We start from the raw sequence: 24,696 nt of genomic DNA on the forward strand, positions 1-24,696 counted from the left end.
AAGGCCCCACGATGAAACTCTTGCCGTCACTTCGCGCCGCGGCGTTCGCGGCCTCCCTCTTCGTCGCCCAGCACGCGTCGGCGCTCGAAGTGTTCGACCCGATCAACTACGTGCAGAACGTGATATCGGCGGCCAAGGCCGTCAAGGGCGAGATCTACCAGAACACCAACATACTCTACCAGTACCAGATGATGGTGAACGATCTGCTGCAGGCGCAGAACCTGAACCCCGCGGCGTGGAAAGCCGCGTACGACCAGATCACGGGCGACATCAACAAGGTCAAGGGGCTGGTGGGAACGCTTCAGGGGCTGTACGGGGACCTGCAGAAGGGTGGTGAATGGGTCACGCAGGTGCAGGGGTTGATCAGCCGTTCCGGCAAGTCGAACGCACAGTGGTTCTCCGATATGAACACGTTGTTCCAGCAGAACGACAAGGTCGCGCGGAACCTGTTTCAGATGGGCTCGAACATCATGCAGCACACAACCGAGATGGCGCAACGGCGACAGGAGTTGCAATCCCAGCTGTCGATGTCGCCGACGCAGCAGGCGACGGCCGAGATCACGACGCACTACCTCGACATCGTGACGAGCCAGAACGCGGACATACTCCAGCTCAACGCGGCGAAAGCCCAGAAGGATGCGCAGAAGGACGCGCAGCAGGCGGAAGACGATAAGGAAAAGGCTGCGGACGCGGAGAAGTTCATTTCCAAGCAACAGGCTGAACGGGCCGCCTACGGGATTACCTCGCAATGAAGCGCAGCATGATCCGTCAGTGGCTGCTGAGTGGCGTGCTACTCGTCGCGCTCGTGCTGCCCGCGGTAGCCCGGGCATCGTTGCAGGATACGTTGACCCAGTTGGGAACAACTGGATGGAGTTCGAGCTACGTGGTGGGCGAGGTGGCGAAGGGCGCGACGGCCGCCATCGAAGAGATCACGAAGATCATGAAGGATCTGATCGATCTCGCCGTAACGGTTAGCAAGTCGCTCGACAAAGATTCGGACAAGATGGCGGGAGGCCTTGCGGTCATCACCATTATCGTGGCGTTTATCCGATTCGCAGCAACGAAGGACCCGGTCGCGGCCTGGGGCAGCGTGTTCGAAGACCTTGCCATTCTCGGGATCTTCGCGTCCGTCTATCTCGCCTACGGTACGTGGGCGCCCGGATTCTATAAATGGTTTAACGACATGGCGATTGCGGTGTCAGGGACCGACGCACAATCTCTGCCTTTGGCGATGGTGAAGTCGGCGGGGGCGATATTCGATGCGGTCAACGAAGCACTGAAGGCAGAGCACTGGTGGACGTACATCGCACTGTTGATCAACCTTCTACCGCTGCTGTTCGCATGGGTCTTCCTTGAGGTTGCAGCGTTGGTTTTTCTCTTTTACGTGTCACTCGGAACCATTCAGATGGCCGTCGCGATCGTGGTCGGAAAGATCGCATTTGCTCTTGGCATGTCGGAGTTCACGCGAGGATGGTTCAAGAGTTGGCTCGATTTTACGATCGGCGCGGGCATGTACATGGTCGTTGCCGCGATTCTTCAACGATTGATGACCGCCACGCTTGCGACGTCATTCGGGAACACGATCTCGAAGGGGCTGACGACACCCTACGCGGGCTCGTTGACGCTTGACCTTTCGATCTTTGTGTTGATCCTCGCTTTCGAAATTCCGAAGTTCGCATCGATGTTCGGTGGCGGCGCCAACGCAAGCGGCGGGGCGTTCAAGAGCCTGACGAAGCTTGCGACGAAGGGCATGCTTTGATGATCGACGCACGCCTTTTTGTACCGGCAGACACACCAGAGCTCGTGATCCGTAACGAACGCCGTATCGACCTGATTGCTCAATGTGCGAATGAATCGTCGCGCGAGGAGTTCGACCGGAAATGGATGGTACTGATCCGGCGGTGTGCAGGCTGGTTTTCGTCTGTACCGTTCAGCCCGGAGTTGTACCGGGAGCCGGCCGGCGCTTTCCGATGGACAGTCGAAACGGCGTTCTACGCAATGCGGCTGTCGGGTGGGTTGAAGTTTGGCACGAACCTGTCGTCCGAGCGCCGTCGAAGGATTGAGCCGCAATACAACTACGGCGTGTTTCTCGCGGCGATCTGCTCCGGCCTGGACGAACCGTATCGTCATTTCGACGTAGAGCGCGCAACGGACCGGCAGGTCTGGAACCCGTCCGTCCATGGTGCACTCGGGCCGTGGCTCGCCGACGCGAGCTATCGAGTGACGCGTCGCGCTACGCCGCTTCCGGTCGAACGGATGCGAACCGGCATGCTGGCGCATGCGCTGGTCGGCACCGAACTGCTCGGCGGGCTCGATTCCGAAGTGCAGGCCGAGATATTTGGGGCCATCAACCCGACGCAGAGCCCGATGGGAGTCGAGTCGCTGACCCACAAGGTCGTGCGGCAGGCGGTTGCGACGGCTGCGGACTTCGATCGGAAAGCGCAGCGGGCGGTTTTCGAGCCGGTGACGTTCGCCGTTCCCTCTGCTATCCATGTCGCGGCGGAACTGGAGCCGAAGGTCGAAGTGTCGCCGACGGCGGCCACGCCGACGCCCACGGCTGCACCTGCACCTGCGCCGGCGCAGCCTGCGACAGATGTCCTTGCGCCGGCGTCCGTCGCAGCCGGCGGCGGCGAGCAGTCCGGTCCAGGTTCGCGGCCGGCTGCTGCCCCGGAAGGTACGACGACGGCCGCGACGCCAGCGGCGCCGGCTGAGCACGTGGCGCCGAAAGGCCCGGACACGCGGCAGATGGCGCTTGAGCTTCCGCCACCGGCCGGGGCCGTCAATCCGGTTGAGATTCGGCGCGAGCCAGCCGTCGCCGCGCCAAACGGCAATCAGTTCGATGAGGTGCTGAAGGGTGCACCACGCATGATCGTGGATTTCTTTTCGGCGCTGCAGCAGGACGTCGCGACGGCGAAGGCGAAGGTGCGCTGGACCGACCAGGGGCTCGTCCTGTCGAAGCGGACCATCGGCAGCTACGGCGTCGCGAGCGATACCCTGATCGAGCACATGCGGCGCCGGAGCCTGCTGCTCGCCAACGAGCCAGTGGAAGTCACGTTGGCGCCGCGTATCGGTGAGCTGATTCAGGAGCGTGGAGCGTGAGAGGCTATATCAATCACTTTCGGCCGATCTACGAGGTCAGGGCTGCGTTTGGGTGGCTGGTAGCGCTGCTCTTTCTTCCGTTTTCGGGCATGCCTTACGGCTGGGCGTTTGCGCTCGTGGCGCTGGCATTGTGGACGTTCCGCTCGGGTCAGGTCTGGCGCGCGCTGAAGTTCCGGATGGGGCTGTCGACAAAATGGCTGACGACCCTTGCGGTGCCCGCGTTGCTGGTCATTCAAGAGCGCATGCGGGTCCAGGCCAATGCAATGTATCTCGGCACCGGCTTCGAGTGGACGCAGAAGCATTGCCAGATGGCCCATGACATCCTGCGGATGCCGACCACCGAGATCCCGGGTCTGCCGAAGTGGTTACCGAAGACCAAGGCGGGCCGTGCCTTCGAGGAGATGATCGAGAAGCTTTTTGCGCCGAAGGACAGTATTCGGGATCGAACGCCGCAAGGCGCGTCATGGATTCACGGTCTCGAGGCGAACAAGGGCTACGTACCGTTCCACTATAAGGCGATGGGCGGTCATACGGCTGTGGGTGGCACGACCGGTTCAGGGAAGACGCGCACGTACGAAGTTATTACGACACAGGTCATTCAATGCGGTGACGTATTGATCGACATCGATCCGAAGAACGACGAAGAATGGAAGGAGCGTGCGAAGCGAGAGGCGCACCGCAACGGCCGGAAGTTCCTCTACTTCAACCAGGCCAAGCCGTCCGAGTCGATTCGTCTCGAGCCGCTCGACAGCTGGTCGCAGCCTTCGGAGATTCCGAGCCGCATTGCGCAGCTGATGGAGGAGGGACCGTTCCGCGACTTCGCCTACCTGTTCATCAGCCGCTCGGTGAATGGCGAACTGTACATCGGCGACAAGCCGAACCTGCGATCCATCCTCAAATACGCGCAACTTGGCATCGATCCGCTGCTGGAGAAGGCGCTCAAGCGATTCTTTATCGAAAGCGGGCTGGCCGATTGGGAGGAGCTGGTTACGGCGGACACCGTCAAGATCGCGAACAAGCCAGGTTCCACGCGTGTCGACGCGATGATCTCGCTGTATCAGGCCCGCTTTGGCGCGAACGATCGTGGCCACGAGGCGATCGACGGCCTGATCGCGACGCACGTGCATGACCGCGAGCACTACATGCGGATCATCGCGTCGGCACTCCCGCTGCTGCAGATGCTTGCAACAGGCGAAACGGGCCTGATGCTCGCGCCGAAGGTAGATGACTTCGAGGACGAACGTGAGATCTGGACGATCGAGAAGGTCATTCGTCAGAAGGCGGTGCTCCATATCGGCCTCGACTCGCTGTCCAACAGCATCGTCGCGAAGGCGATCGCGTCGATGATCCTGGCGGACGTGTCAGCCGTGTGCGGCTCAATCTACAACTTCTACGACAAGCCGCCTGAGGTGGTGCTGATCATCGACGAGATCGCCGAGGCGATAAACGAGCAGGTGATCCAGATCCTGAACAAGGGCCGTGGCGCCGGCTTCAAGGCGTTCGTGGCGTTCCAGACGCGCGCCGACCTCGAGGCGAAGTTGGGGAATGCCGCAAAAATGCTGCAGGTTTTGGGGAACCTGAACAATCAGATCATCTTACGCTTGGAAGATACCGACACGGCTGAGTGGTTCTCGAAAAAGGTGGGGGATACCGCGATCCGCAACCTTATCGTCTCCAGCAGCACGAGCAAGGCAAGCGAGGGCCATGTCGGCGAGTTCACCGGGTCGGTGACGCGGTCGCATCAGTTGGAAGCAGTGCCGTTGATCCCGACTCGCCTGATCCAGAGCCTGCCGAACCTGCAGTATTTCATGCGGATCTCAGGCGGCGCGGTGTACCAAGGACGTATTCCAATTCTTACAGGCTAAACAACCAAGCATGTCTGCCGTATTCAAAAAAATCATTCGCGAGCACAAACTTTCGGCCCACCTGACCCCGGTGTTCATCCTTGCGCCCGAGCTCGAGCTTGTGTGCACGCGTGTCGCAGAGTTCGTCGGTGAGCACTTCATCGGGAAGGCGGAGCCGCTCGTCAAGGAGATGTTCGTGGACGGCCTTGCTGCGTTCAAGCGCGTGCGCAAGACCGGCGACCCCCACGTCGCGTTCATGCAAGGCCTGTTCGGGTCCGCCCATATGCTGTACGCGCGGCGCTTTGTCGTGCGCGACGGCGAGCGCTGCCACGTCTGGTCGCCTATGTTCGAGCCGGTGACCGTGTTCGAGTCGCGCCACAAGCATGTACCAGAAATGATCGACGAGCGCTGCCCGGAGAACATCAGCCAACGATCGGCGGCGTTCCAGCTTGCGGCACGCGCGCTGACGGGTGAAACCTTCCGACTGTACTTCGAGGAATACGATGTCGCTCACGCATATTCTGATTCGGACACTGACGCGGGTCGATGACCATACCGTGCATCGCGCGATCACGACTGCAGCGGCGCAGGACGACCCGGCGGCGCGGCCGCCGAAGGAGTTCCAGCAAGGACGGAACGCGATGGCGTATGCGCTGGCGATGTTCATCGATCGCCGGCCGGCGCGATTCTATGTCGGCCTGGCGGGCCTGATCGTCCTGCCGATCTATCTCCTCGGCGGCCTCTTGGGAGAAGTGTATGGCTGGTAGCCGTTTTGTCGGCCACATCAAGATGTGGTTCTTCTTTGTGCCGCTGCTTTCGGTTGCACTCATGCCGGCGCTTCCTGACCCGACGCTTTTCGCGATCCCGGATGCCGAGGCCGAATCGGTTGCGGCCAGCCTCGGAGAGGCGCGAACCGCTGATGCAATCGACGCGACGAATCGCGCGTTCAAGCGCTACTTCGTCGAGACGGGGTTGGTGCAGGCCTCCATGGAGTCGACGAACGATTCGCAGATCGAGGACGGCGGGGTGGCGAACTTCGCCAGTCGGTGGGTCCACAATTTCTGGCGACTGGTGTACCGGATGGTCTATCGGCTCACCGTGATGAAGTACTGGCTGCTCGGCGCGCTCGTGTTCGGCATCGCGATGTTCATCGACGGGACGGTTCGACGCAAGGTGAGGGCCGCTGCGGCCGGCTACGTCAGTCCGCTGTCGTTCCATCTCGCCGGGCACGGAATCTTGCTGGTGTTCGGTGTCACGTTCACGGTGTTGATCGCGCCTGTGCCGCTTCTGGCACCGTACTGGCTGGCGATTGCCGGATGCCTCGGCGCGTTGCTCTGGAAAGCGGCGTCTTCATACCAGTAGCCCAGGAAAGCTCCAGATTTTCGTACAGCTTTGTGCCGAAAGGCCCGCAACCGGTTGCGCGCCAGGTACCGGGGAAAGGCTGTCGAAATACCTGACGATTTGCCCCGAACGGGACCGCCCGGCCGCGCCACAATAAGTCATGGTCTACGGTCCTCAGAAGGCTCGACTCCCCGTAGAGCTTTCAGCCTTGCCCCCTCTCCCCCGGAGGGGGCTTTTTTTCGTCCAGCGTGCCGTGGCGCTCCCGAAAGCCGCGCGAAATCGTTCAGGTTTTGGACGTCTGTCGCAGCATAGGCCCGCAAGAATAGACGCAAGCCGCACGTGCGGTTAGTCAACCATATAGGATCCATATGAGCACGATCAACGAAGAAGCGCACGTCGGTACCGATACTGCGGACGTGGCACCTGACCACGTAGCCGTTCTCCCGCCGGCGGGCGACGGTGCATCAGCAACCGAGGATAGCCTGGTTGTGGGCGACTCCCGGCAGACGACCGACGGCGCGGACGATGGTGAAGTCGAGCGCGAACTCGACGAGATGGAGAATTCGGCCAACGTGTTGCAGCGTGAAGGGCTGATCAGCAGCGATGAGGCGAAGCTCAAGCTCGAGGAGGTGGCGCGCACTCGCACGCTGTTCCGCGACCTGTCGCCCGCAGAGCGCGCGCGAATCATCCAGCGCCGCCGCGAGATCGGTCGCGAACTGATGAACAAGCAATTGTCGGGCGCCGCGGTCGTGACCGCGCGGGTCACGATGAAACACACGCGTCTTCGGCCGTTGTTCGAGCAGTGGTGGCCGTACCTGAATCGGATGACGATCAACATGCAGCGCTTCGGTCGCGCGACTTATGGCGCGAATGAGCAAGGAGTCGTGAGCACGTGGTTCGAGAAGCAACTCGACCAGCTCGAAGCCTACGTGAACGAACAGCTCGAGGTCGCGCAGGGCTTCCGCGAGAAGACCGAAACCGAAATGCGAGGTCGCGGCGAGACGGTATTCGCGCCGACCGTAACGAAGCCGTCGCTCGATATCGAAGTCGAGGCGTACTCGCGGTTCTCGATGCGCCTGCTTTCCGTGATCCTGAAGTTCGACCAGGTGATGGATCACTTCGATTTCCTCGTCTGGAACGGTATTCGTGACCAGTCCGACGTTGACGACGAGACTGTGCGCTTCCTGCGTAAGTTCCACCCGATCGGCCTGCGCGGCTACACGACCCACCTGAAGCTGATGAACACCGTTCGCGGTAATTGATCGGGAAGACCGGTGCCATGCTCGACGAGTTGAATCCCCAACAGCGCGAGGTGGCACTTCTGCGCCGCCACTGCCTCGCTATCGCGTGCCCCGGCGCGGGCAAGACCAAGATGAGCGCGACGAAGGCCGCGTTCTTGCTGCAGGATCCGACAGCGGTCGTGGGCGCCGTTACCTTCAGTAAGGATGCTGCGGTCGAGCTGCGCGAGCGCATTCTCGCGCTGGCGCCGCAGGATGCGAAACGCCGACTGATCGCCGGCACTTTCCACTCGCTCGCGTACAAGCAACTGCAACGGCCCGGCCGCGGCCGGCCGGATATCGCATCGGAAGGGGATCGCCTTGGGATGCTTGGGCGCGTGCTGGCCGAGCTCGGGTACGACTGGAAGGTTGAAGAGGCTGTTCCGGTCATCGAGCGGATCAAGACGAACTTCGGGCGAGCCGATGAGGGTTCGGCCGAGGCCGCGCTCTACGCCGCCTACCAGGACGCGCTCGAACGAAACGGCAAGATCGACTTCCAGGATATGTTGCGCCTCGCCGTCGAGCGGATGCAGAGCGGTGACATAAAACCCTATCGGTTCACCGACCTGCTCGTCGACGAGTTCCAGGATACCGATCCCCTGCAGTTCCGGTGGGTCGAGCTGCACGCGCGCGCCGGCACGCATGTCACGGTGGTCGGTGACGACGATCAGAGCATTTACGGATTCCGCGCCGCTCTGGGTTTCCGGGGGATGGAGAGCTTCGCGAGCACGTTCGAGGCGCAACGCGTAGTGCTCGGGAGCAACTATCGTTGTCGCGCTGAGATCCTTGCGGCTGCCGATCGGGTGATCCAGAACAATGTCGATCGGATGCCGAAGATCCTTCATGCCGCGCGGGGCGCCGGCGGCGCGATTGCGGCACGTCGGTTCGACGACGAGTATGGCGACGCGGTGGCCGCTGTCGAAGCGCTTCAACCGAAACTAGCTGCCGGCGCGAGCTGCGCGATTCTCGCGCGGACCAACCGGATCCTCGATCCGATCGAATCCGTATGTCGATCACACGGCGTGCCGTACTACCGGGCGTCGGGCGGGTCCGTGCTCAACAAGCCGCAGGCCGCGCTGATGTGCAATCTGCTGCAGGTGGTCGAAGGCCACAAGCAGAACGGTATCGACGCCGTCTTGGGGTACATGGGGATGAGTTCCTACGACCTCGGTGCGTTGCACAAACGCATGGGCACGGCCTTCGTCCAGCTGCAAAAGCAGGAGCTGGTCGGCATTGGGCTGCGCGAGGAGACCGCGACCGCATACCGTGCCTTCATGAAGCGGCTGGGCGAGTGGCAAGCGCTTTGTCAGCGATCGTTCCATTCGCTCGCGCTCGAGGGGGTGTACGAGTGGATGATGACGTATGCCAAGGGCGACGTCGCGATCCGGGCGATCCAGTGCATCTACGACGTGGTCGGCCGGCTGAATGGCTCGTTTACTGAGCGCATTGAGTTTCTGAAGCGGGACAACAACAAGCCGGGCGACGGCGTCCTGGTTTTGACGACGATGCACAGCTCAAAAGGGCTCGAGTACGACCACGTCTGGATCAGCCGATCGGAGGAGGGCGTGGTGCCCGATGAAAAAAGCCCGGAATCGGAGGAGCGGCGCCTTTTCTACGTCGCGATGACGCGGGCTCGCGACAGCCTCACCATTTCGTCGATCAAGAAGAACGCGGTGTCGCGGTTTGTGATCGAGTCTGGGATTGAACAAAAATCGGCCGCGTGAAGCGGCCGGAGACTGGGCGGGCGAGGAGCAATCACCCGTCTCTGTTAGCCTCAAGGAAGAAGCACATCAGCGCACCTGCCAACGCGATGCAAGCCCAGGTATAGAACAAGCTGGCGGGCAAGCGTGATGCCAACTGAAACTCCCCTCGGCTGATTGCGAGCCCTGTAATTCCTAGTCCTACGGCACCTGCTAGAAGCAGCAATGCGACGAGATGCAATTGTTTCATTTGAGTTACCTTCTGGTTTGGGAACGCAGGACTCGAACCGCCACAACGAAGGCGCAGTGATTGAGGTAAAGGGTTGTCACTAACCCTAGTTGAAGGACCAGGGACGCCAGCACGAGATCGATAACCACTCCCCAGAAGTAGAGCAACGCCCACTCGGTGAGATCGAATTGATCGAACCTGATCGGGAAAAAGTCCCATTGTCCGACCCATACGCCGGTGAACGCTCGAACGCAAAAGTACGCGGCGGTCCGTATGCCCCAGACGATTTGGGAGCTCGCGTCGTCTTGGAAGAAGGGTACGAGACTCCAGACTATGTATCCCGTGAAGATGATCAAGGGGATCGTCCAAATACATGCAACGGCGAAATCAGTAGCGCAATGAAGTCGGCGGAACGTCGTCATTGAGCGGCACCGTGCGATTCGAGACGCTCTTGTCCAGCCTCGCGATCGGTGGGCGCGTTTTCGATCACGAGTTCTCGAGACACGCGACGGAGTTGCCCATTGAGTGCTGCTTGCTGGCCGAGCCGGATCGTGCCGCAATAGAACACATTGCCGAGCACACGGCCGTTGATTTCGAGCATGTCGCGCGCGTGGACATCGCCCTCCACGAGCCCATCGATCCGGACGATTTCGCCCTGAACCTTGCCCTTGACGATACCGCCGGCCCCGACGTGCAGCAGCCCTTCGGTGGAAATGATGTCGCCGTTTGCGAGCGCGAATACGCTCAGGCCGTGGTCGAGGATCATGTTGCCTTCGACGACCAGGCCGGGCATGAGGACCGTCACGTTGTTCGGTTTCGCTTTCATGGTGTGCCTCTTTCAGAAGAGTGGAACGTCGCCGGTCTTTCCAGGCGTCGAAGGTTTCGGGGAGTGTTCGGTCTTCGTGGCTTCGTTGTGCTGCGTCGATGCTGGTGTCTCGGTATTGACGGACTCCTGTCGCTGACGACTAGGGGCGCGGTGGATTCGGTGGAGCGCACGTTTCGCTTGTTCTGCTGGCTGGACCGTGGGTTGTGCTGTGACGGGCGTTGACAACGTCGTGGGTGGCGGTGGCGACGCAGATTGGAGGGCAGTAGCTTGTTGCTGGCCGGCGACTTGGCTCGGAGCTGCGCGCGCGGCTCGGATCGGTGACGCGGCCGCTTTTTCCAGGTCGGTTGCGGCCGCAGGCTTCGCGGCGTTTGCCGGCGCAGTCGATTCACTGGACTCGCCGATCTGCCGCGCTTGTCCGTTGTCGCGTGACGTGGCCGTCGGCGCGCGATCAGATGAATCGTCGAAGTCAGCGCCGGTGAGCTGCCGTCTGGATCCGGGTGAGGTCGAGGCGGCTGCAGGCGTCGCAGGAGTAGTCGCATAATGCATCGTCGTCCGCTCAGCGTGTGCAATAGCCTGGGGCGGATGGAGTGCGTGCCAAAGCTTAGCCGCGCTGATTCCCGTGAGTCCTGCCCCCGCTACAACAGCAAGGACGATGGCGGCCGGCCGGCCGAATTTCCGACTGGCAGAAGAGAGTCGAGCCGTGACGCGCTTGCGCGCCGATTCCTGTCGGTCAGGAGCGGGGAGCGCCCGCACGTGGCTGTTGATGTCGATGACGACGGGTTGCGACGAGTATTGGGCGTGTAGCGCCTGGATCTCTCGAATGTCCAAGACTTCCTCCGTGGATGATCGGCATACCGCGACGGCGTTTGAAGTCGCGGCAGGCTCAAGGCGAGCTTATTCACCGGATTCCAATGTCAAGCCGGTGGGGGCGTGCTGCTGGCGCGGTCGCGTCAGTCGCGCGCGGTGCCGTCGGCGTCGTATCGGTCGTTGTCCGGGATGCACACGGTTCTCACGTGCAGGATCCGGCCTTCGGCGTTCTTGAGAATGTTGGCCCGGTCCTGCGGCGTGATCTTCTCCGCGAGCTGGGCTTCCATCGACGCGACGAACAGGCGGTCGTACTGGGTCAGGCACCTGACCAGCAAGCCCGCGAGCGGCCGAGTCACCTTCAGTTCGATCTGTTCGTACGGGAACGTTAACGAGCGCGCGTTGTGCCGCTCGACCCATGCAGTGGCCTTGCGCATCCAGTCGGCGGTATCGCGCAGGGCGGTCTGGACCGCCAGTACCTTGCCGCCGCGGGCAACGGCGATCTTGGCCGCGCAAAAGTTGTAGTCGCTCCGGATGAACGTGCGTGCGAAGACAGAGCTGTAGTGGAGGATCGTGACCGCATCGGAATCCGGCACGATCTTGTCGATGCGGCTGTCGCTCGTCAGGCGCTGGATCGGCTTCAACCCTGTCGATGTGGCGGGGCGAACCGCCGGGTCGGCGGCGGGTGTGTCGTTTTGCGTGGGCGTGTCAGGTTGCCCGCGCCCTTCGTGCGGTGGTTCGAGAACGGCAGACATGATTTTTTCGGGTGGTCTCTCTCATTGACAATTCTGAGCGAGCCGCTCCAGGCGCGTACCGGCAAAAGCGTGGCTGTTTTCGTGAGCTTTCCGGGGATCACGCGCCGATATAATCGCGATACTGACTCTACTTCTCGCGTCCCTGACGCATCGACCTTGACTTCGCTGGCCGAAGTCCATCTTTTGTACAAGCCGTGCCAATGGGCATGCTCCGACTGGTTGGCAACCAGTGTGGAATTCCTTTCTGATGAGCGCCTCGCCCGCGCTCCCCATTTCAGTCATAAAACTCGTTGCTGGCCGCATTCATTTGCGCCGCGACGTCGTTCGAGCCCGGACAACGGGTGTCTCTCTCCAGGCCTCTGTCTGGGTAGAACGACTGTAGTCGACTGAGCCGTGAACCTGCGTCGGAATGGCACTTCCGAAAATGGGCTGTAGCGCAGCGTGACCATGCTGTGCGAGGACGACCTAACGTCCTCTATATGAGCCGACCGGCTCCCTGAGCACCACGTCCCCGGAAGGGACGTGGTGCTTGGGTCATTTATCCGAATCCACGAAGCGCGTTCCTCTGCCGAGGAACGCGCTTTTATTTCGTCGTTTTTCTGTCCCGGAGGTCCCTGTGCTTCCCAATCGTCTCAATTCCCGGATTGCCGACGTGATCAGCCAAACGATCGCGGAGGAAAGGTCGGCTACCGACACGACGTCACCCGCCTGGCGGGAGCGTTGCGAGGTAGCGCAAGTCGCGATGTTCACCGACTCCGACCGCCGGATTTTTCTGTCCAGTATCGCCCACCGCCGCGGAGAGGCGGCTGCCAACGCGCTCGAGCGATCGGCGGACGCGTTGCGCACCCAGGCGATCTTCAAACTCGCGAGGAAACTTTCATGAATGCAGTTGTCAGTATGGTCGGCGGCCCCGTGCGGAGCGTCGTCGAAGAGCGGGCGATGCGCCCGCCCGTGATCGGGAAGATCCGGCCCGGCATCAAGGTCCTGACGTCGGCTGCCCGGGGGAATCCGGACGCGGTCGCGCTGTACGACGAGATGGTGGCCGCCGGCGACTCCTTCGAGACGATCGGAAAGGCTATCGAATCTCGCTGCCGGCTCCGGAACGCGCTGGCGCCGCGCAATACCGACTACTTCACCTGCCGCCGCTCGGACTTCAACAATCCGGACGTGGCCGACGAGATTCTCCGGCTCTACGGTGAGGATCGCGGGCAGGGCGTCCGGCTCTATCGCTTCCCGGTGCTGTTCGCCTTCAACGACTGGATGCAAAACATCCCGAACGAGATGGCGGCGTGGGGCGCCAGCGGTCGCAAGTACTTCTCGCAGTACGGGCCGGACGGTCTGCGGTACTGCAAGACGTACGCGAAGGTCGAGCGCGATCCGCGGGCGCAACGGGCGGCTCGCCATTTCGGTGGTCGCGACGTGATTTTCCGTCAGGATGACGCGATCCCCGATGGCATCTGCAACCCCGAGCAATGCCCGCAGTACCAGAGCCGCCAATGCAACCTCGGTGCCCAGTTCATCTTCGCCATTCCCGATATCAAGGGACTGGGTTTGATTGAACTCCCAACGAACTCGATCTACGTCCTGCAGAAGGCATACGCGGCGATGAAGACGGTTCAGCTGGCCCGAGGGAAGCTGACGGGCACCCGGTTCTGGATCTCGAAGCGGGAATTCGACATCACGCGGATCAACGAGGCGGGCGAGGCGGTGCGTCAACCGCAGATGCTGACCGTGCTCGACGCCGATATCGACATCGGCGCCCTGCTCGACGGCGCGGAAGAAGTGCCGTTGGCGATCGAGGTCGCTGGAACGCCGACGCCGGCAGATACGGGCAGCACCGTGATTCAGCTTCACCCGGCAGAGGGCGAAACCCACGCCAGGCGCGCTGATCAGGTTGAACCCGGCGACGGCCCGCCCGAGTCGATCGAAGAGAAGCGTCACCGCATGCAGGACCTGCTGCAGCGGCTCCGTTTCGATGACGACGAGCAGCGCAAGGCGTTTCGTGTCTACGGTCACTTTCGATTCGGCCGAGGCTGGGCCGAACGCCCTGCCGACGTCGACAAGATGGTCGCGCGGCTGACGACGGCATTGGAGGATCCGACTTCGCTTCAACGCGAAATCGGTGCGGCTGTCGAATCGTTTCACAACGGCTAAATGACACCCCTTTTCGCCGGCCCTTCGGGGCCGGTGTCTCCTTCCTCACGTCGCGAATCCGAGAGTCCTTCAGCAAAGTGATTTGCTCAAGTGCTTTCGACAGCGTGGCTCACGCATCGAAATCGTCCGCGCAAGCGGCCATATCTTGACCTTCCAACTTGGAGCAAACCATGCGCCGAATTGGCAATTTCACGGCGTTTTTCGGTGCTGAGGACGTTTTGAGTAATTGGCACCCGAGCCGCTTTACCTATCACGACGTCGAATTCAACTGCGTCGAGCAGTTCATGATGTACGCGAAAGCTATGCTGTTCGATGACCACGAAACCGGGTCGAAGATTCTGGAGAGCCAATCTCCGAAGAGGCAGAAGGAGCTCGGTCGCGACGTGTCTGGCTTCGACGAGGACACGTGGCTGAGAAGCCGCGAATCGATCGTGTTTGTGGGCTGCAGGGAGAAGTTCCGGCAGAACCCAGACCAAGGACGTGTGTTAGGCGGAACGGGCACGACAATTCTTGTCGAGGCCAGCCGGTCCGACAAAATCTGGGGAGCTGGGATTGGTCAATTCGATCCTCGAATCACCGACCCCACGAAGTGGCCTGGGCTCAACCTTCTTGGCTACACCCTAATGCGAGTACGTGAGCTCCTGCTCCGGCAGTAATTTCCATTTTTGCCGCTCGTCGGCGATCGACAATTCTTGGCTGCCCTGGGGCGGCCATTTCTTTTTCTGGAGGCGTTGATGAAGATCGCGCATTTTTCTGACCTGCATTACTCGCCGGGAAACCTCGACGAGGCGGACCGGTGCTTCTCGCATGCGGTGGGTGACGCAATTGCGCGCGACGCCGCTGCAGCGGTGATCAGCGGCGACTCGACTGACCATCGTCTCGACGCGCACTCGCCGGCGCTGAATGCGCTCGCCAGGCAGGTCCACCGACTCGCGCAAGCGATGCCGGTGCTTATGCTGCAGGGCACGTTCTCGCACGAGCCGCCGGGCACGCTGGACAACTTCGCGCTGATGGGAGCACGTTATCCGGTTGCCATAGCGGATCGGGTATGTCAGGTGGCGCTCTACGACGGTAACTTCTGGTTCTCGCGTGGGGCGGTTTTCGATGACGAGGAGATTCGGCATCATCTGGAATGCGAGCCGGAGGTGATCTTCACCTGCCTCCCGACGATGAACAAAGCGGATCTGGCACTGCGCGTCGGTGCGCTGGCGGCGTCGACGGATCTTGCGGATACGCTCGCGGGGTTCTTGACCGCTGCCGGGCGGATTAACGCGGCGTTTCGGGCGGCGGGTGTCCCGACCGTCGGTGTGTCGCATGGCACCGTGAACGGCTGTCAAACGGAGCATGGCGTCACGATGGCGGGGTTCGATCACGAATTCAGCCTCGGAGCGCTGTTTGCGGCGGAATGCTCTGCGTTCATGCTTGGCCATATCCACAAGTATCAGACGTGGGAGCGTGAGGGGCGCTTGGTGGGTTATCCCGGTTCCATCGGTCGTTTCCACTACGGCGAGCTCGGCGACAAGGGCTATCTGTCGTGGGATGTGTCGAACGTTGATGCTCGGGCCCTGCTGATTCCGACGCCGTCTCGTGAAATGGTCTCCGTCGCGTTTGACGGGCCTCCTGACACGGACGCGCTGCAAGCGCTCGCAGCAGCATCGGCCGGCAAGTTCGTGCGCATTCGCTGGCAAATCGACGAAGAGCATAAGCAGTTGGTCGACCGCAAGGCGATCGAAGCGATGTTCTCGACGGCCGCCGGCGTGAAGCTTGAGCCGCGGGTACTTCCCGTGATGCGCAGCCGGGCAGAAGGCATCAGCACTGCGCCGACGGTTGAAGCGAAGCTGAGCCGTTGGTGTGAGCTGGCCGAAGTCAACGCTTCACCGTTGGCTGATCGGTTGCAATTGCTCGAGACCGGAGATCCGAATGCAATCGCCGATTCGATCCTGGCGCGGTTAGCTGGCGACAGCGCGTCAACAACCGATCAGCCGTGCCCGTCGGGTGCTGCGTCGGTCATGTTGCCCACGACGGCCGCCGCGAGCTCCGATGCAGTGGCAGCCGCTGACGAACCGTCTTGGCTCACTGATGACCTGTTCGCGGCGTAGTGCCGCTCATCGACGGCTCTCCGTCCCTTTCGAACACTAGCCGTGTTCCGATAGCCCGTGTGGCTATCGAAACGAGGTTCACCCCGCGCCTGTTCGCGCATCGAAGGCAGCGTCGCTGCATCCATTTCTTTCTACCCTGACGGGGCGTGTCCCCGGCAAGGGCGCACTCCGTCTCAAATCCGGAGTGTGCTCATGTTTGGTCTCTATCCTGCTGGCGTCCGTTGGGCCCAGTCCTTCACTGCGTCTACCGACGCCAAATCGCTGCAGAAGCTTCTCGTCGATCACGGCGGGTGCACGGCAGCACTCTTTCACCAACCGTTCGGCACCCAACGGGGCGCGGTCATTGCTCAACGCGACGGCATGTTGGTGTTGGCCCACGTGGTTGACGCCGACGAGGCCGAGATCGTGGTCACGCCAGGCGTCGAGCTGCAAAACCTCCTGTGGTCCTTCGACGCTGGGTACTCGGGCCAGTGGTCCGGCCGCGAGCTGCAGATTCTCACCGGTTGTTCCAACTGGGATTCGATGCTCAAGCAGACGTCGGACGCGTTCAGCCGTCTCTGTGGAACGGTGCAGGCCGCCGTTGACGGTACGTTGGCGAAGCCGGCATCCCGGCCCGAACCGACGCTTCCGGTCGATGACGACGATGTCCCGTTCTTCCTGCCGGACGAGTATCTGCAGCCCATCTCTCTTTCGGAGATCCAGTCATGCGACCACTGAGACTGTTGCTTGAAGGGTTCTATGGCGTCCGGGACGGGATGAAGCGCGACAGCGTGGAACTCGATCTGGAGTCGTTGCCGACCGGGTTGATCGCGTTGACCGGGCCGAATGGCGCGGGCAAGACGACGATCATGGACAACCTGCACCCATACCGGATCATGCCGTCGCGCGCGTCGAAGCTCTCGGTCGATGCGTTCTCGTACTGGGATCACGTCTGCGGGGTGCAGGCACGCAAGGAGTTCGAATGGGAGCACGATGGCTTGCGCTATCGGTCGACCTTTGTGTTTCGCAAGCCAGGCAAGACCGGCAAGGCGGACTACTTCCTGTTCTATCGCTCGATGGACGGCGAGTGGCGTCCGGTATCGCTGCCGGATGGCACGGTGTCGGACGGCAAGGGTGAGACCTACGACCGCTGCGTTGACGCGATCTGCGGCTCCCTCGAGTCGTTCTTCACGAGCGTGTTCTCGGCGCAGAACCGTCGGCCACTCGCGTCCTACGGTGCGACCGAGATCAAGGGGCTCCTCGCGGAGCTGCTGAAGATCGATCACCTCCGCGCACTGTCGACCAAGGCTGCTGATGTCGCGAAGGAGCTTTCGCGGAAACTCGGTGTCGTGCAACAGGAGCTCGCTGCATTCTCCGGGAAGCGCGAGCGTGTTGACGAGACGCGCAAGGCGCTCGCGACGGCTGCGGCAGATATCGCGGCGGCGCGCGAGAAGCGTACGGCTGCGCAAGCGGAGATTGCCACGCTGACGCAACAGCACGCGGTGCTCGTTGCCAAGCAGGGCGAGAACGCGAGCACTGTGGCGCGCATAGGTGAACTCGGTGTGCGGCGTAGCCAGCTGCAGGCATCGCTCCAGACGTTGGAGCGTGACAAGCAGGCCGACGACAAGCGCTTCGACCAACGCGCTTCGGCGCTAAGGGAGACGATCGCGGGTCATGTAGCGGTTGTCCGGCAGGCAGAGCAGATCCGTGGCGCTGCGGCCGCTCGAGATGAAGCCCAACTTCGTGTCGCGAAGGCCGAGGCATTGATCGAACCGTTGCAGCGTGCAATCGAACAGCTTGATGCGAAGCGATTGCGGGTTGCCTCGGTCGAGTCGACGCTCTCCGGGTTGGAATCGCAGGGTACGGCGAAATCTGACCTGATTCGAACCTTGACCGAACAATCATCAGTGATCGGATCGGTGCCGTGTGCAGGGATGGATATCCATGCGATGTGCCCCTTGCTCGCGCAAGCGAGGAATGCGGCCCAACAAGTCGACGTCCAGACCGCCTCGCTTAAAGACTTGCGCGCGCGCTATCGGCAACACCAGACGGAGTTGAAGGAACTCGCACCGTCGGTAGAAGCGCTGTTGGCCAAGCGGACCGAGCTCCAGCAGGTGAACACGGAACTCACGGGCGCGCGTCAGGCCCTTCAACGTGCGACCGATCTTGCTGCGCGAAAGCGATTGCTCGACGCGGCGGAGGCCGGGCTGACGAAGGCCCAAGGCGAACTCGAATCGCTCGATGTTGAGCGAAGCGAGGCGTCAAAACGTCGGGAGACGGAATCGACGCGGCTCACTGGGTTGTTGCGTGACGTCGACGCGGAGGTCTCGCGCCTGGCTGCTGTCGATGTGACGCAGGCGATTGTGGAGGTCGATCGACAGCTGGTTGCCCGTCGTGACGTCTGTACCGCGATGGACGCTCGGATCGAAGCTTTGATCCGCACACAGGCCACCTGCGAAACGACGTTGGCGGCACTCGAGCGCGAGCTAGAGGGCTTCTCGGCGACGCAAGCATTCGCTGAGCGCATCTCGGACGAGGTCGCGCAGTGGAAGTTGCTCGCGAAGGGCCTCGGCAATGACGGCGTGATCGCGCTGACGATCGACGACGCTGGGCCGGCACTCACGCAGACGGTGAATGACCTGCTGCTCGCGTGCTATGGCACGCGGTTCACGGTCGAGATCCAGACGCAGCGGACGTTGGCCAATGGTGAAACGCGCGAGGGATTTGAAATCCTCGTGCACGACGCCGATAGCGACAGCAGCAAGGCAGTCGGCGTGATGTCCGGCGGTCAGAAGGTCTGGATCAACGAGTGCCTGACCCGCGGCGTTGCCCTGTATATCGCGGGTAACGCGGGCCAGCCGTACGAGTCACTGTTCAGCGACGAGTCGGATGGTCCACTTGACCCTGATCGGAAGGTGCAATTCATGCGCATGAAACGCGAGGTTCTGCGTCAGGGCGGGTATGCACGGGAGTTTTTCATTTCGCAAACGCCGGACTTGATTGCCGAGGCTGATGCGGTCATCGACGTGGCCGCACTCGCGAGGTAGTGCGGCACACATTTTTTAACCCTGGCGGGGAACGTTCCCCGCAGGGGCGTTCCTCGCCCTTTTTCTTTACGAGGAACGCAATGAAACTGAAGTCCAGATCTGCTGAGCTGGTCCGAACCTTGACGGTCTCGATCCGGCCGAAACCCATTCGCATCGGTACGGAGCACGTGTACGAGCTGAACGGCTCGCGACTGCGCGACGTGCTGGTGAACGGGCGCTGGGTGACGGTGGCCACGACTGCCGTCGTCGTGTCCTGATTCGCCGACGGAGGAGCGTTTGATGAACGGGATGACGAACCTGGTGATGCTGTTGATCGCGATGCACGGCGGTGCGCAGCAGTCGGCGCCTATGTACCGCTATGCGGTCTCCACGCAGGCCGCCGTAGCTAAGCGGCCGCACATGAGAACGGATGCGGTCATCTGCAAGGATGGCCAAGTCCATACCTTTCCTGCAGGGCAGCATAAGCCCTGCATCTAAACCCCTGAACGTCGGCCCGCTCTCGGAAGAGACCGGGGCTTTTCCGTATCCACTATTGGAGGCTCCGATGAAGAAGCAAATTTCTTGGGCAGTACTCGTGGCATCGCTGTGCTGTTGTGTTGCGATCGCGTTTGCCGGGCGCGCGCAAGCGGAGACGCTGCCGACGGTCGAAGTAGCGTTCTCGCCGGATGGCGGAGCCGAAAGCCTTGTGCTTCGCACCATCGGGCATGCGCGCCAATCGATTCGCGTGCTGGCGTACTCGTTCACCGCTCCGGCGGTGACGCGCGCGCTCATCACCGCGAAGCACCGCGGCGTTGACGTGGCGGTCACCGTCGACGCGCGCAGCAACTTCGAAGAGGACCGTAGCGGCCGCGCTCGCGCTGCGCTCGGTGCTCTCGCTTACGCCGGCATTCCGGTACGACTTGTGAGCGTCTTTCCAGCACAGCACTCGAAGTACCTCATTGTCGACGGCGAGACCGTCGAGACGGGCAGCTACAACTACTCGCAGCAGGCGGCGCGGTACAACGCAGAGAACGTCATCGTGTTGCGCGGCGATACGCGTGTCGCCGATGCGTATCTGAAAAACTGGGAAGTGGTGTCGGCGCGCGGCGAAGTGTATCGCGCACCCTGATTGTTTCTTTTCTCTCAACCCGCGCGGGAACGGCTCCCGCGTGGGGCTGTTCCTGCGCCATAGGAGCAGTATATGTTCTCGGAAATTTTGGTGAAGATGGAGTCGGCAATCGACGCGCTCGTCGCGCTGATTCAACAGGGATTCACGCTCTCGAACGCGCTGAGCGGCGGCAAGGACTCGACCTGCACGGCGATCCTTATGCTGGAGGCGGTGCGGCGCGCTGGTGCGGAGGTGTCGCGCGAGCACTTTGTGACGAGCGCCGACACGACGATCGAAAATCCCAGCATGCACTGGCACCTTCAGGCCATGCTGGATGAGATCCGCGACGCCTTTGCGGCCGCTGGCACGTCGGTATCGGTGCACGTAGCGAAGCCATCATTGGCGTCGCAATTTGTCGTCGCAACGATCGGGCGTGGCACGCTTCCCCGTACCCCGGAAAATGGGGTGAAGAACGGAAAGCGGATACGTGCCTGTGCGGCGGATTGGAAGGTCGACCCGCAGAACCGCCTGCGCGTCACGCTCGAACGTTCTGCGGCCGCCGGCGGAAGTAGCGAAGTCGTTACCATCCTCGGCAACCGGTTCGGAGAGAGCGGCAGTCGCGCGGCGGCCATGGCCGCTCGCAACGAGAATGCGCGAAGACCCGTCAGGAACGCGGACGGATTTCTTACTTTTTCTCCGATCGCCGAGTGGTCCACGGACTGCGTATGGACGATGCTCTCGCTATTCGCGGAGGATTCAGACCGCCCCTTTCCGTCACCCGTGTCCAGCCAGTCAATCCGGCGTCTGTCGGATCTATACCGAGCTGGGAACGAGGGGACATGTGGTGTGATTCTGGGAGAGGGCGGCGCGCGTGCCGCGTGCGGTTCGCGATTCGGGTGCGCGTTTTGTTGCGTGACCGGCGAGCGCGATCGCTCGATGGAGTCGATGGTGAAGGAAGCTGGCCACCGTCATCTGGAGGGCTTGAATCGGTTCCGCAACTACCTGATGGCCGTGCAATGGGATCTTGGCCGTCGCGAACTTGTAGGCCGGAAGCTGAGTGACGCCGGGTATCTGGCGGTCAAGCCGGACGTTCTGTCGTACTTGGAGCGCGTTCGGTTGCTGCAGTACCTGCTAACGCTTGACGCGCTTGAGGTCGAGCGCGCTGAGCGGCATGAGGGCGCACTGGCCATGGGCGAAATACCTGACACTCCGGAAAATCGCGCGCTTTGCGACGTGCAGTTCGAGATGATCACGCCGGCGCAGCTGGTGGCGATCGACTTCTATCTCTCGATGCACCACTACGCGCCGCATGCGTTTCCGGCGCTGTCGGTCTGGTTCGACGTCCATCGGCTCGGACGGCGCTACTACGTGCCGGTGGTGGACCCACTGCCGAAGATCGACATCCCGCATCATGGGTGGTTCTTTGTCGGCGCGTACGATGCCGAGGTGCCCACAGACGGACTTCGCGACTATGCCGCGGAACAGTGGAATCGCTACCTCCATCCGGAGCGAGCGAGCCGATATGCGCGCACGAGGTCCGGTGAGCAGATCGTCTATTTCGAAGAGAGCGACCAGTTCGAAGTGCACGTCGAGGCAGCGTGTGCGTTCGTCACCTGCAGCTTCGACGCTTGCTGGTCCGTGAAGGCGCAGCAACACTCGGGGATGGAGTCGGCACGGTTCTGGCTCAACGAAGGCATTCTGAGGCTTCCGGCCGGTATGGCGGGCCGGTATCAGGAGATGGCCAAGCGTGGCCAGTACTTCGCGCATCTCGCCGAACGGCACAACCTGACGCCGGCTGAGCTCGATCGGTTTCTCGTCGACCGCGCGATATCGAACACGGAGCACCTCACGATGCTGAACCTGGCGCCTGTCGATCTGTTTTCGCAGGCGGCTTGAAGTCCGGAATTTTGGAACCAAACCCGGTGCGTCTGCACCGGGTTTGTTTTTGCCCGTTGCTCCCGTTGTTGTTGTCGATCGGACCCAGGATGTGATGGCCAGACGAGCTTACTCGTCGGCGTATTGGCGGTTTACGCGGACGTCGGCCGGTCGAGGATGGCCGCTAGACTGTCTGCTGCGAGCGTAGGAGTCGCATGCGCGGTCTGCAGGCGGGCCCGGCCGACCACCAGGTCACGGGAATTGATCGAGATGCGCTCGATATGTCGGCCACGTGCGGCCGGCTGAGCGGATCGCTCATACGGATACCCGCGATGAATGTAGTCCTCGAGATCGGCCTCGACGAAGACGATGTGATGTTGGCCGGCCTCGGTCAACGCGACGCAAAGCATGTCGAACGGAACCCCCGTTAAGTCGCGATCGGCGATTCGGTTGAGGACTCCGTCGCGCACGATGTGATCGGTGATCAGGATGTCCTTGTGGCCGCCGTGGTTCTCGACCTGAATGACGAGCCGCTTCGGTTCCGACGCGAGCGCGAGCATCCGGTAGCGGCAGACGGAAATGCCACCGCTGGCGAAGTAGACGAGGTCCGTGTAATGCGATACGTAGTCCATATTGAATGCTCCAATAGCAAGAAAGCCAGCGACCTTGCTGGCTTTTTCAGGCTATCGAGGCGGGGAGGAAGTCAAGTCTGAGGTGTAGCTTGAGGCCCGCTCGGGATCGTCGCCCGAATGCGGATCACAGTGCGCTGGCTTGTCAGGCCCAAGAGATGCATGACGTCGTCGTTGCTTCTGCCGGCGAGGAGCAGGCGCCTCGCGAACGTGTTTCGCAGGGTACGTGGGCTCATATCAGGGAGTCGAACGTCGATCGCGAGGAGCTCGTCTCGAACGATGCGGCCGAGCATTTCGTCGGTCATTGGGCCGCCTGCACGGGGGGACGGGAACAGCAGAGGGCTGTCTGCAGCCGCAGCCAGATTTCGCCATCGCGCGAGCGCGGGTTCCGCAAACTCGTCAACGTTGATGCGACGTGCCTCGCGCGGGCCGCGCTTCGGTACAAGGAGGTACGGCCGCGCCGGCGACAGGTCGAGGTCGACGGCGCTCGCCTGTCGAAATTCCTGCGCGGTGATGCCGGTCGAGAGCAACAAGCCAACGATGGCTCGGTTGCGCAACGCGCGGTCGTCGAGCCCGTCGATGGCCCGGATCGACGCCTGCAGTCGATGATCATCGGCTTCCAGAAGGTACACCGGGACGGGCTCGTCCTCCGGCCACGTCTGCATCAGCGTGTATGCGGCAGCTGGATTGGTCTTGCGCACGCCGACGTCGACGAGGTGCCGCCCGAGCCGGTCGAGGAGCTTCTGGTACCGCAGACGTGTCGTGGTGCCGGGCTTGCACCGGCGATCTAGGTCAGCGAAGAACGATTCGAGGTGGTCGGGCCCGAAGTTGGCCAGCGACAGGTGAGCGGCGGCGAGGTGGCGCATGAAGCGTTCGAACATCGCTTCGTGTTGGACGATCGACCGCGGCGAGAACGCGCGCCGATCGGCGCCGGCGGCTTCCGTGCGTTGCCACTGCTGATAGGCCTCGGTCGGTGCCGACAGCCAGAGAGTCGGTTCGTCCATTCGATCTTATATACTGAATATTGGCTACCCCAAGCATGGCGCGAATCTACGATTCGCGTCCTGTGCCTGCAGAAGGGTGGGGCGCCCCTTCATCCGGTTTCGGACGTGGGCATCGGCACGCCGCTCGTCGAGCCCACGGGTTACGTCGCTCACGCAGCTTCCTCACTGCGCTCGAACTTGGGGGCATCGACCAGAAGCTCGCGGACGCACTGATAGACGATTGGCAGCGATGGATAGGACTGGCTCCAGTCGATGAGACCGCTGAAATCGACGCCCGGCAGCGTCGCCGGCCCGATGCGCGGCAGTGCGCCGACGATCGCTGGATCGTTGCGGCTCTGAAAGGCCAAATCGGAGAATGCCTGCTCTTCGATCTCGAGCAATAGCGGCCAGCTCAAAGCGTGCGCAAGGCCGGCGCTGATGTAGCGAGCTGCGAGCGACGTCGCAATGCGTCGCAGATCTTGCGTTGCGGACTCGAGCGCATACCCGTACCGAATCGGATCGAGCTCGGCATCGTGGCAATCAACAGTCGGGGCGAGGTTCATAGTAGTCGGCGAGACAAGGGAGCAGCAGCCAGCCACTTGGCAAATTGCGAGTGGCTGCTGCGCCTGGCACACTGTAAATGTATCCAGTGTTCTGCGAGATTTCAAGACTAGGCGGCGCTGTGCTGGATTTCGAAGGGCGTGCGGTCTTTGCCGTCAATCCATGCCGGCGGGCGGCCCCGACCGCTCCAGGTCGCGCCGGTGTCGGGATGGCGATACTTCGCTTCGACGCGGCCGCGCTTGCGGGTTGCGCGCGCCCCGTAGACCTCCCGGGCGCTGAGATCGAATTCGCTCACGAGTTGGCGCACCTCTTTCAAAGCTGTCTCCCGCGCAGCCCCTTTTGCGGCGTCGATTTCCGCTTCGAGTGCCGCGCGCTTTGCGAGAAGTTCGTGGTATGTCGACATGCTT

General features: G+C 61.9%; 25 protein-coding genes. 19 read left to right on the forward strand and 6 right to left on the reverse strand.

What is annotated here, in order from left to right; all coding sequences use genetic code 11:
* Positions 1–11: 11 nt before the first annotated feature.
* The 9 genes from ACTJLD_RS25900 to ACTJLD_RS25940 all read left to right on the forward strand — a co-directional run bounded on the left by ACTJLD_RS25900 (position 12) and on the right by ACTJLD_RS25940 (position 9,285).
* A complete protein-coding gene (locus ACTJLD_RS25900; protein WP_062911849.1) occupies positions 12–752 on the forward strand; it encodes a hypothetical protein in 741 nt (246 codons plus the stop codon).
* Positions 749–1,759, forward strand: a complete 1,011-nt coding sequence (locus tag ACTJLD_RS25905; RefSeq protein WP_062911850.1) for a type IV secretion system protein — start codon at positions 749–751, stop codon at positions 1,757–1,759. Before ACTJLD_RS25900 ends, ACTJLD_RS25905 begins: the two co-directional genes overlap by 4 nt.
* Positions 1,759–3,099, forward strand: coding sequence for a TraI domain-containing protein (locus ACTJLD_RS25910; RefSeq protein WP_151062606.1), 1,341 nt, complete (start codon positions 1,759–1,761; stop codon positions 3,097–3,099). Before ACTJLD_RS25905 ends, ACTJLD_RS25910 begins: the two co-directional genes overlap by 1 nt.
* A complete protein-coding gene (gene traD, locus ACTJLD_RS25915) occupies positions 3,096–4,964 on the forward strand; it encodes a conjugative transfer system coupling protein TraD (protein WP_151062605.1) in 1,869 nt (622 codons plus the stop codon). The genes ACTJLD_RS25910 and traD overlap by 4 nt, the downstream gene beginning before the upstream one ends.
* Positions 4,965–4,974: 10 nt before the next feature.
* On the forward strand, positions 4,975–5,493 hold the full coding sequence (locus ACTJLD_RS25920; protein ID WP_062883856.1) for a hypothetical protein: 519 nt from the start codon (positions 4,975–4,977) through the stop codon (positions 5,491–5,493).
* The gene (locus tag ACTJLD_RS25925) at positions 5,447–5,710 is read left to right on the forward strand and encodes a hypothetical protein (RefSeq protein WP_062911852.1); all 264 of its coding nucleotides are present in this window, start codon (positions 5,447–5,449) and stop codon (positions 5,708–5,710) included. The genes ACTJLD_RS25920 and ACTJLD_RS25925 overlap by 47 nt, the downstream gene beginning before the upstream one ends.
* Entirely contained in the window at positions 5,700–6,305 is a 606-nt protein-coding gene (locus tag ACTJLD_RS25930) for a DUF4400 domain-containing protein (protein WP_006757252.1), read from the forward strand. Before ACTJLD_RS25925 ends, ACTJLD_RS25930 begins: the two co-directional genes overlap by 11 nt.
* Before the next feature lie 347 nt (positions 6,306–6,652).
* Positions 6,653–7,546, forward strand: coding sequence for a hypothetical protein (locus tag ACTJLD_RS25935; RefSeq protein WP_062911853.1), 894 nt, complete (start codon positions 6,653–6,655; stop codon positions 7,544–7,546).
* Between the two features lie 17 nt (positions 7,547–7,563).
* A complete protein-coding gene (locus ACTJLD_RS25940; RefSeq protein ID WP_151062604.1) occupies positions 7,564–9,285 on the forward strand; it encodes an ATP-dependent helicase in 1,722 nt (573 codons plus the stop codon).
* Positions 9,286–9,908: 623 nt separating this feature from the next.
* On the opposite strand, the gene ACTJLD_RS25945 is transcribed toward ACTJLD_RS25940, so the two are convergent.
* Both ACTJLD_RS25945 and ACTJLD_RS25950 read right to left on the reverse strand, forming a co-directional pair.
* The gene (locus ACTJLD_RS25945) at positions 9,909–10,316 is read right to left on the reverse strand and encodes a bactofilin family protein (RefSeq protein ID WP_151062603.1); all 408 of its coding nucleotides are present in this window, start codon (positions 10,314–10,316) and stop codon (positions 9,909–9,911) included.
* A 950-nt stretch (positions 10,317–11,266) separates the two neighbouring features.
* Complete coding sequence (locus ACTJLD_RS25950; RefSeq protein WP_151062601.1) at positions 11,267–11,875, reverse strand: AcaB family transcriptional regulator; 609 nt, start codon at positions 11,873–11,875, stop codon at positions 11,267–11,269.
* A 616-nt stretch (positions 11,876–12,491) separates the two neighbouring features.
* Here ACTJLD_RS25950 and ACTJLD_RS25955 point away from each other — a divergent pair.
* The 10 genes from ACTJLD_RS25955 (at position 12,492) to ACTJLD_RS26000 (ending at position 22,137) form a co-directional block, all read left to right on the forward strand.
* A complete protein-coding gene (locus ACTJLD_RS25955; protein ID WP_062911857.1) occupies positions 12,492–12,758 on the forward strand; it encodes a DUF7696 family protein in 267 nt (88 codons plus the stop codon).
* Positions 12,755–14,029, forward strand: coding sequence for a recombination directionality factor (locus ACTJLD_RS25960; protein ID WP_151062600.1), 1,275 nt, complete (start codon positions 12,755–12,757; stop codon positions 14,027–14,029). The genes ACTJLD_RS25955 and ACTJLD_RS25960 overlap by 4 nt, the downstream gene beginning before the upstream one ends.
* A 170-nt stretch (positions 14,030–14,199) precedes the next feature.
* Positions 14,200–14,685 (forward strand): NADAR family protein, encoded by a 486-nt coding sequence (locus tag ACTJLD_RS25965; RefSeq protein WP_062911882.1) that lies wholly within the window; start codon positions 14,200–14,202, stop codon positions 14,683–14,685.
* Between the two features lie 78 nt (positions 14,686–14,763).
* Positions 14,764–16,128: a metallophosphoesterase family protein gene (locus tag ACTJLD_RS25970; RefSeq protein ID WP_151062599.1), complete on the forward strand. Its 1,365-nt coding sequence runs from the start codon at positions 14,764–14,766 to the stop codon at positions 16,126–16,128.
* 192 nt (positions 16,129–16,320) lie between these two features.
* A complete protein-coding gene (locus ACTJLD_RS25975) occupies positions 16,321–16,845 on the forward strand; it encodes a hypothetical protein (RefSeq protein WP_151062598.1) in 525 nt (174 codons plus the stop codon).
* A complete protein-coding gene (locus tag ACTJLD_RS25980) occupies positions 16,833–19,154 on the forward strand; it encodes an SMC family ATPase (protein WP_151062597.1) in 2,322 nt (773 codons plus the stop codon). The genes ACTJLD_RS25975 and ACTJLD_RS25980 overlap by 13 nt, the downstream gene beginning before the upstream one ends.
* Before the next feature lie 80 nt (positions 19,155–19,234).
* Positions 19,235–19,411, forward strand: coding sequence for a hypothetical protein (locus tag ACTJLD_RS25985; protein WP_170297403.1), 177 nt, complete (start codon positions 19,235–19,237; stop codon positions 19,409–19,411).
* Between the two features lie 22 nt (positions 19,412–19,433).
* Complete coding sequence (locus tag ACTJLD_RS25990; RefSeq protein ID WP_151062596.1) at positions 19,434–19,631, forward strand: hypothetical protein; 198 nt, start codon at positions 19,434–19,436, stop codon at positions 19,629–19,631.
* Positions 19,632–19,698: 67 nt separating this feature from the next.
* Positions 19,699–20,262: a phospholipase D family protein gene (locus ACTJLD_RS25995; protein ID WP_151062595.1), complete on the forward strand. Its 564-nt coding sequence runs from the start codon at positions 19,699–19,701 to the stop codon at positions 20,260–20,262.
* A 72-nt stretch (positions 20,263–20,334) separates the two neighbouring features.
* Complete coding sequence (locus tag ACTJLD_RS26000) at positions 20,335–22,137, forward strand: phosphoadenosine phosphosulfate reductase domain-containing protein (RefSeq protein WP_151062594.1); 1,803 nt, start codon at positions 20,335–20,337, stop codon at positions 22,135–22,137.
* Positions 22,138–22,268: 131 nt separating this feature from the next.
* Here the strand turns inward: ACTJLD_RS26000 and ACTJLD_RS26005 are convergent, their stop codons facing one another.
* The 4 genes from ACTJLD_RS26005 to ACTJLD_RS26020 form a co-directional block, all read right to left on the reverse strand.
* The gene (locus tag ACTJLD_RS26005) at positions 22,269–22,748 is read right to left on the reverse strand and encodes a hypothetical protein (protein WP_151062593.1); all 480 of its coding nucleotides are present in this window, start codon (positions 22,746–22,748) and stop codon (positions 22,269–22,271) included.
* A gap of 71 nt (positions 22,749–22,819) precedes the next feature.
* The gene (locus ACTJLD_RS26010) at positions 22,820–23,749 is read right to left on the reverse strand and encodes a tyrosine-type recombinase/integrase (protein ID WP_151062592.1); all 930 of its coding nucleotides are present in this window, start codon (positions 23,747–23,749) and stop codon (positions 22,820–22,822) included.
* Positions 23,750–23,898: 149 nt separating this feature from the next.
* Positions 23,899–24,291, reverse strand: coding sequence for a DUF2471 family protein (locus tag ACTJLD_RS26015; RefSeq protein ID WP_151062591.1), 393 nt, complete (start codon positions 24,289–24,291; stop codon positions 23,899–23,901).
* Positions 24,292–24,398: 107 nt separating this feature from the next.
* On the reverse strand, positions 24,399–24,692 hold the full coding sequence (locus tag ACTJLD_RS26020) for an H-NS histone family protein (protein WP_151062590.1): 294 nt from the start codon (positions 24,690–24,692) through the stop codon (positions 24,399–24,401).
* Positions 24,693–24,696: the final 4 nt, after the last annotated feature.

The organism is Burkholderia sp. 22088 (genome assembly GCF_052045915.1).
GTDB classification, from domain to species: Bacteria; Pseudomonadota; Gammaproteobacteria; order Burkholderiales; family Burkholderiaceae; genus Burkholderia; species Burkholderia cepacia.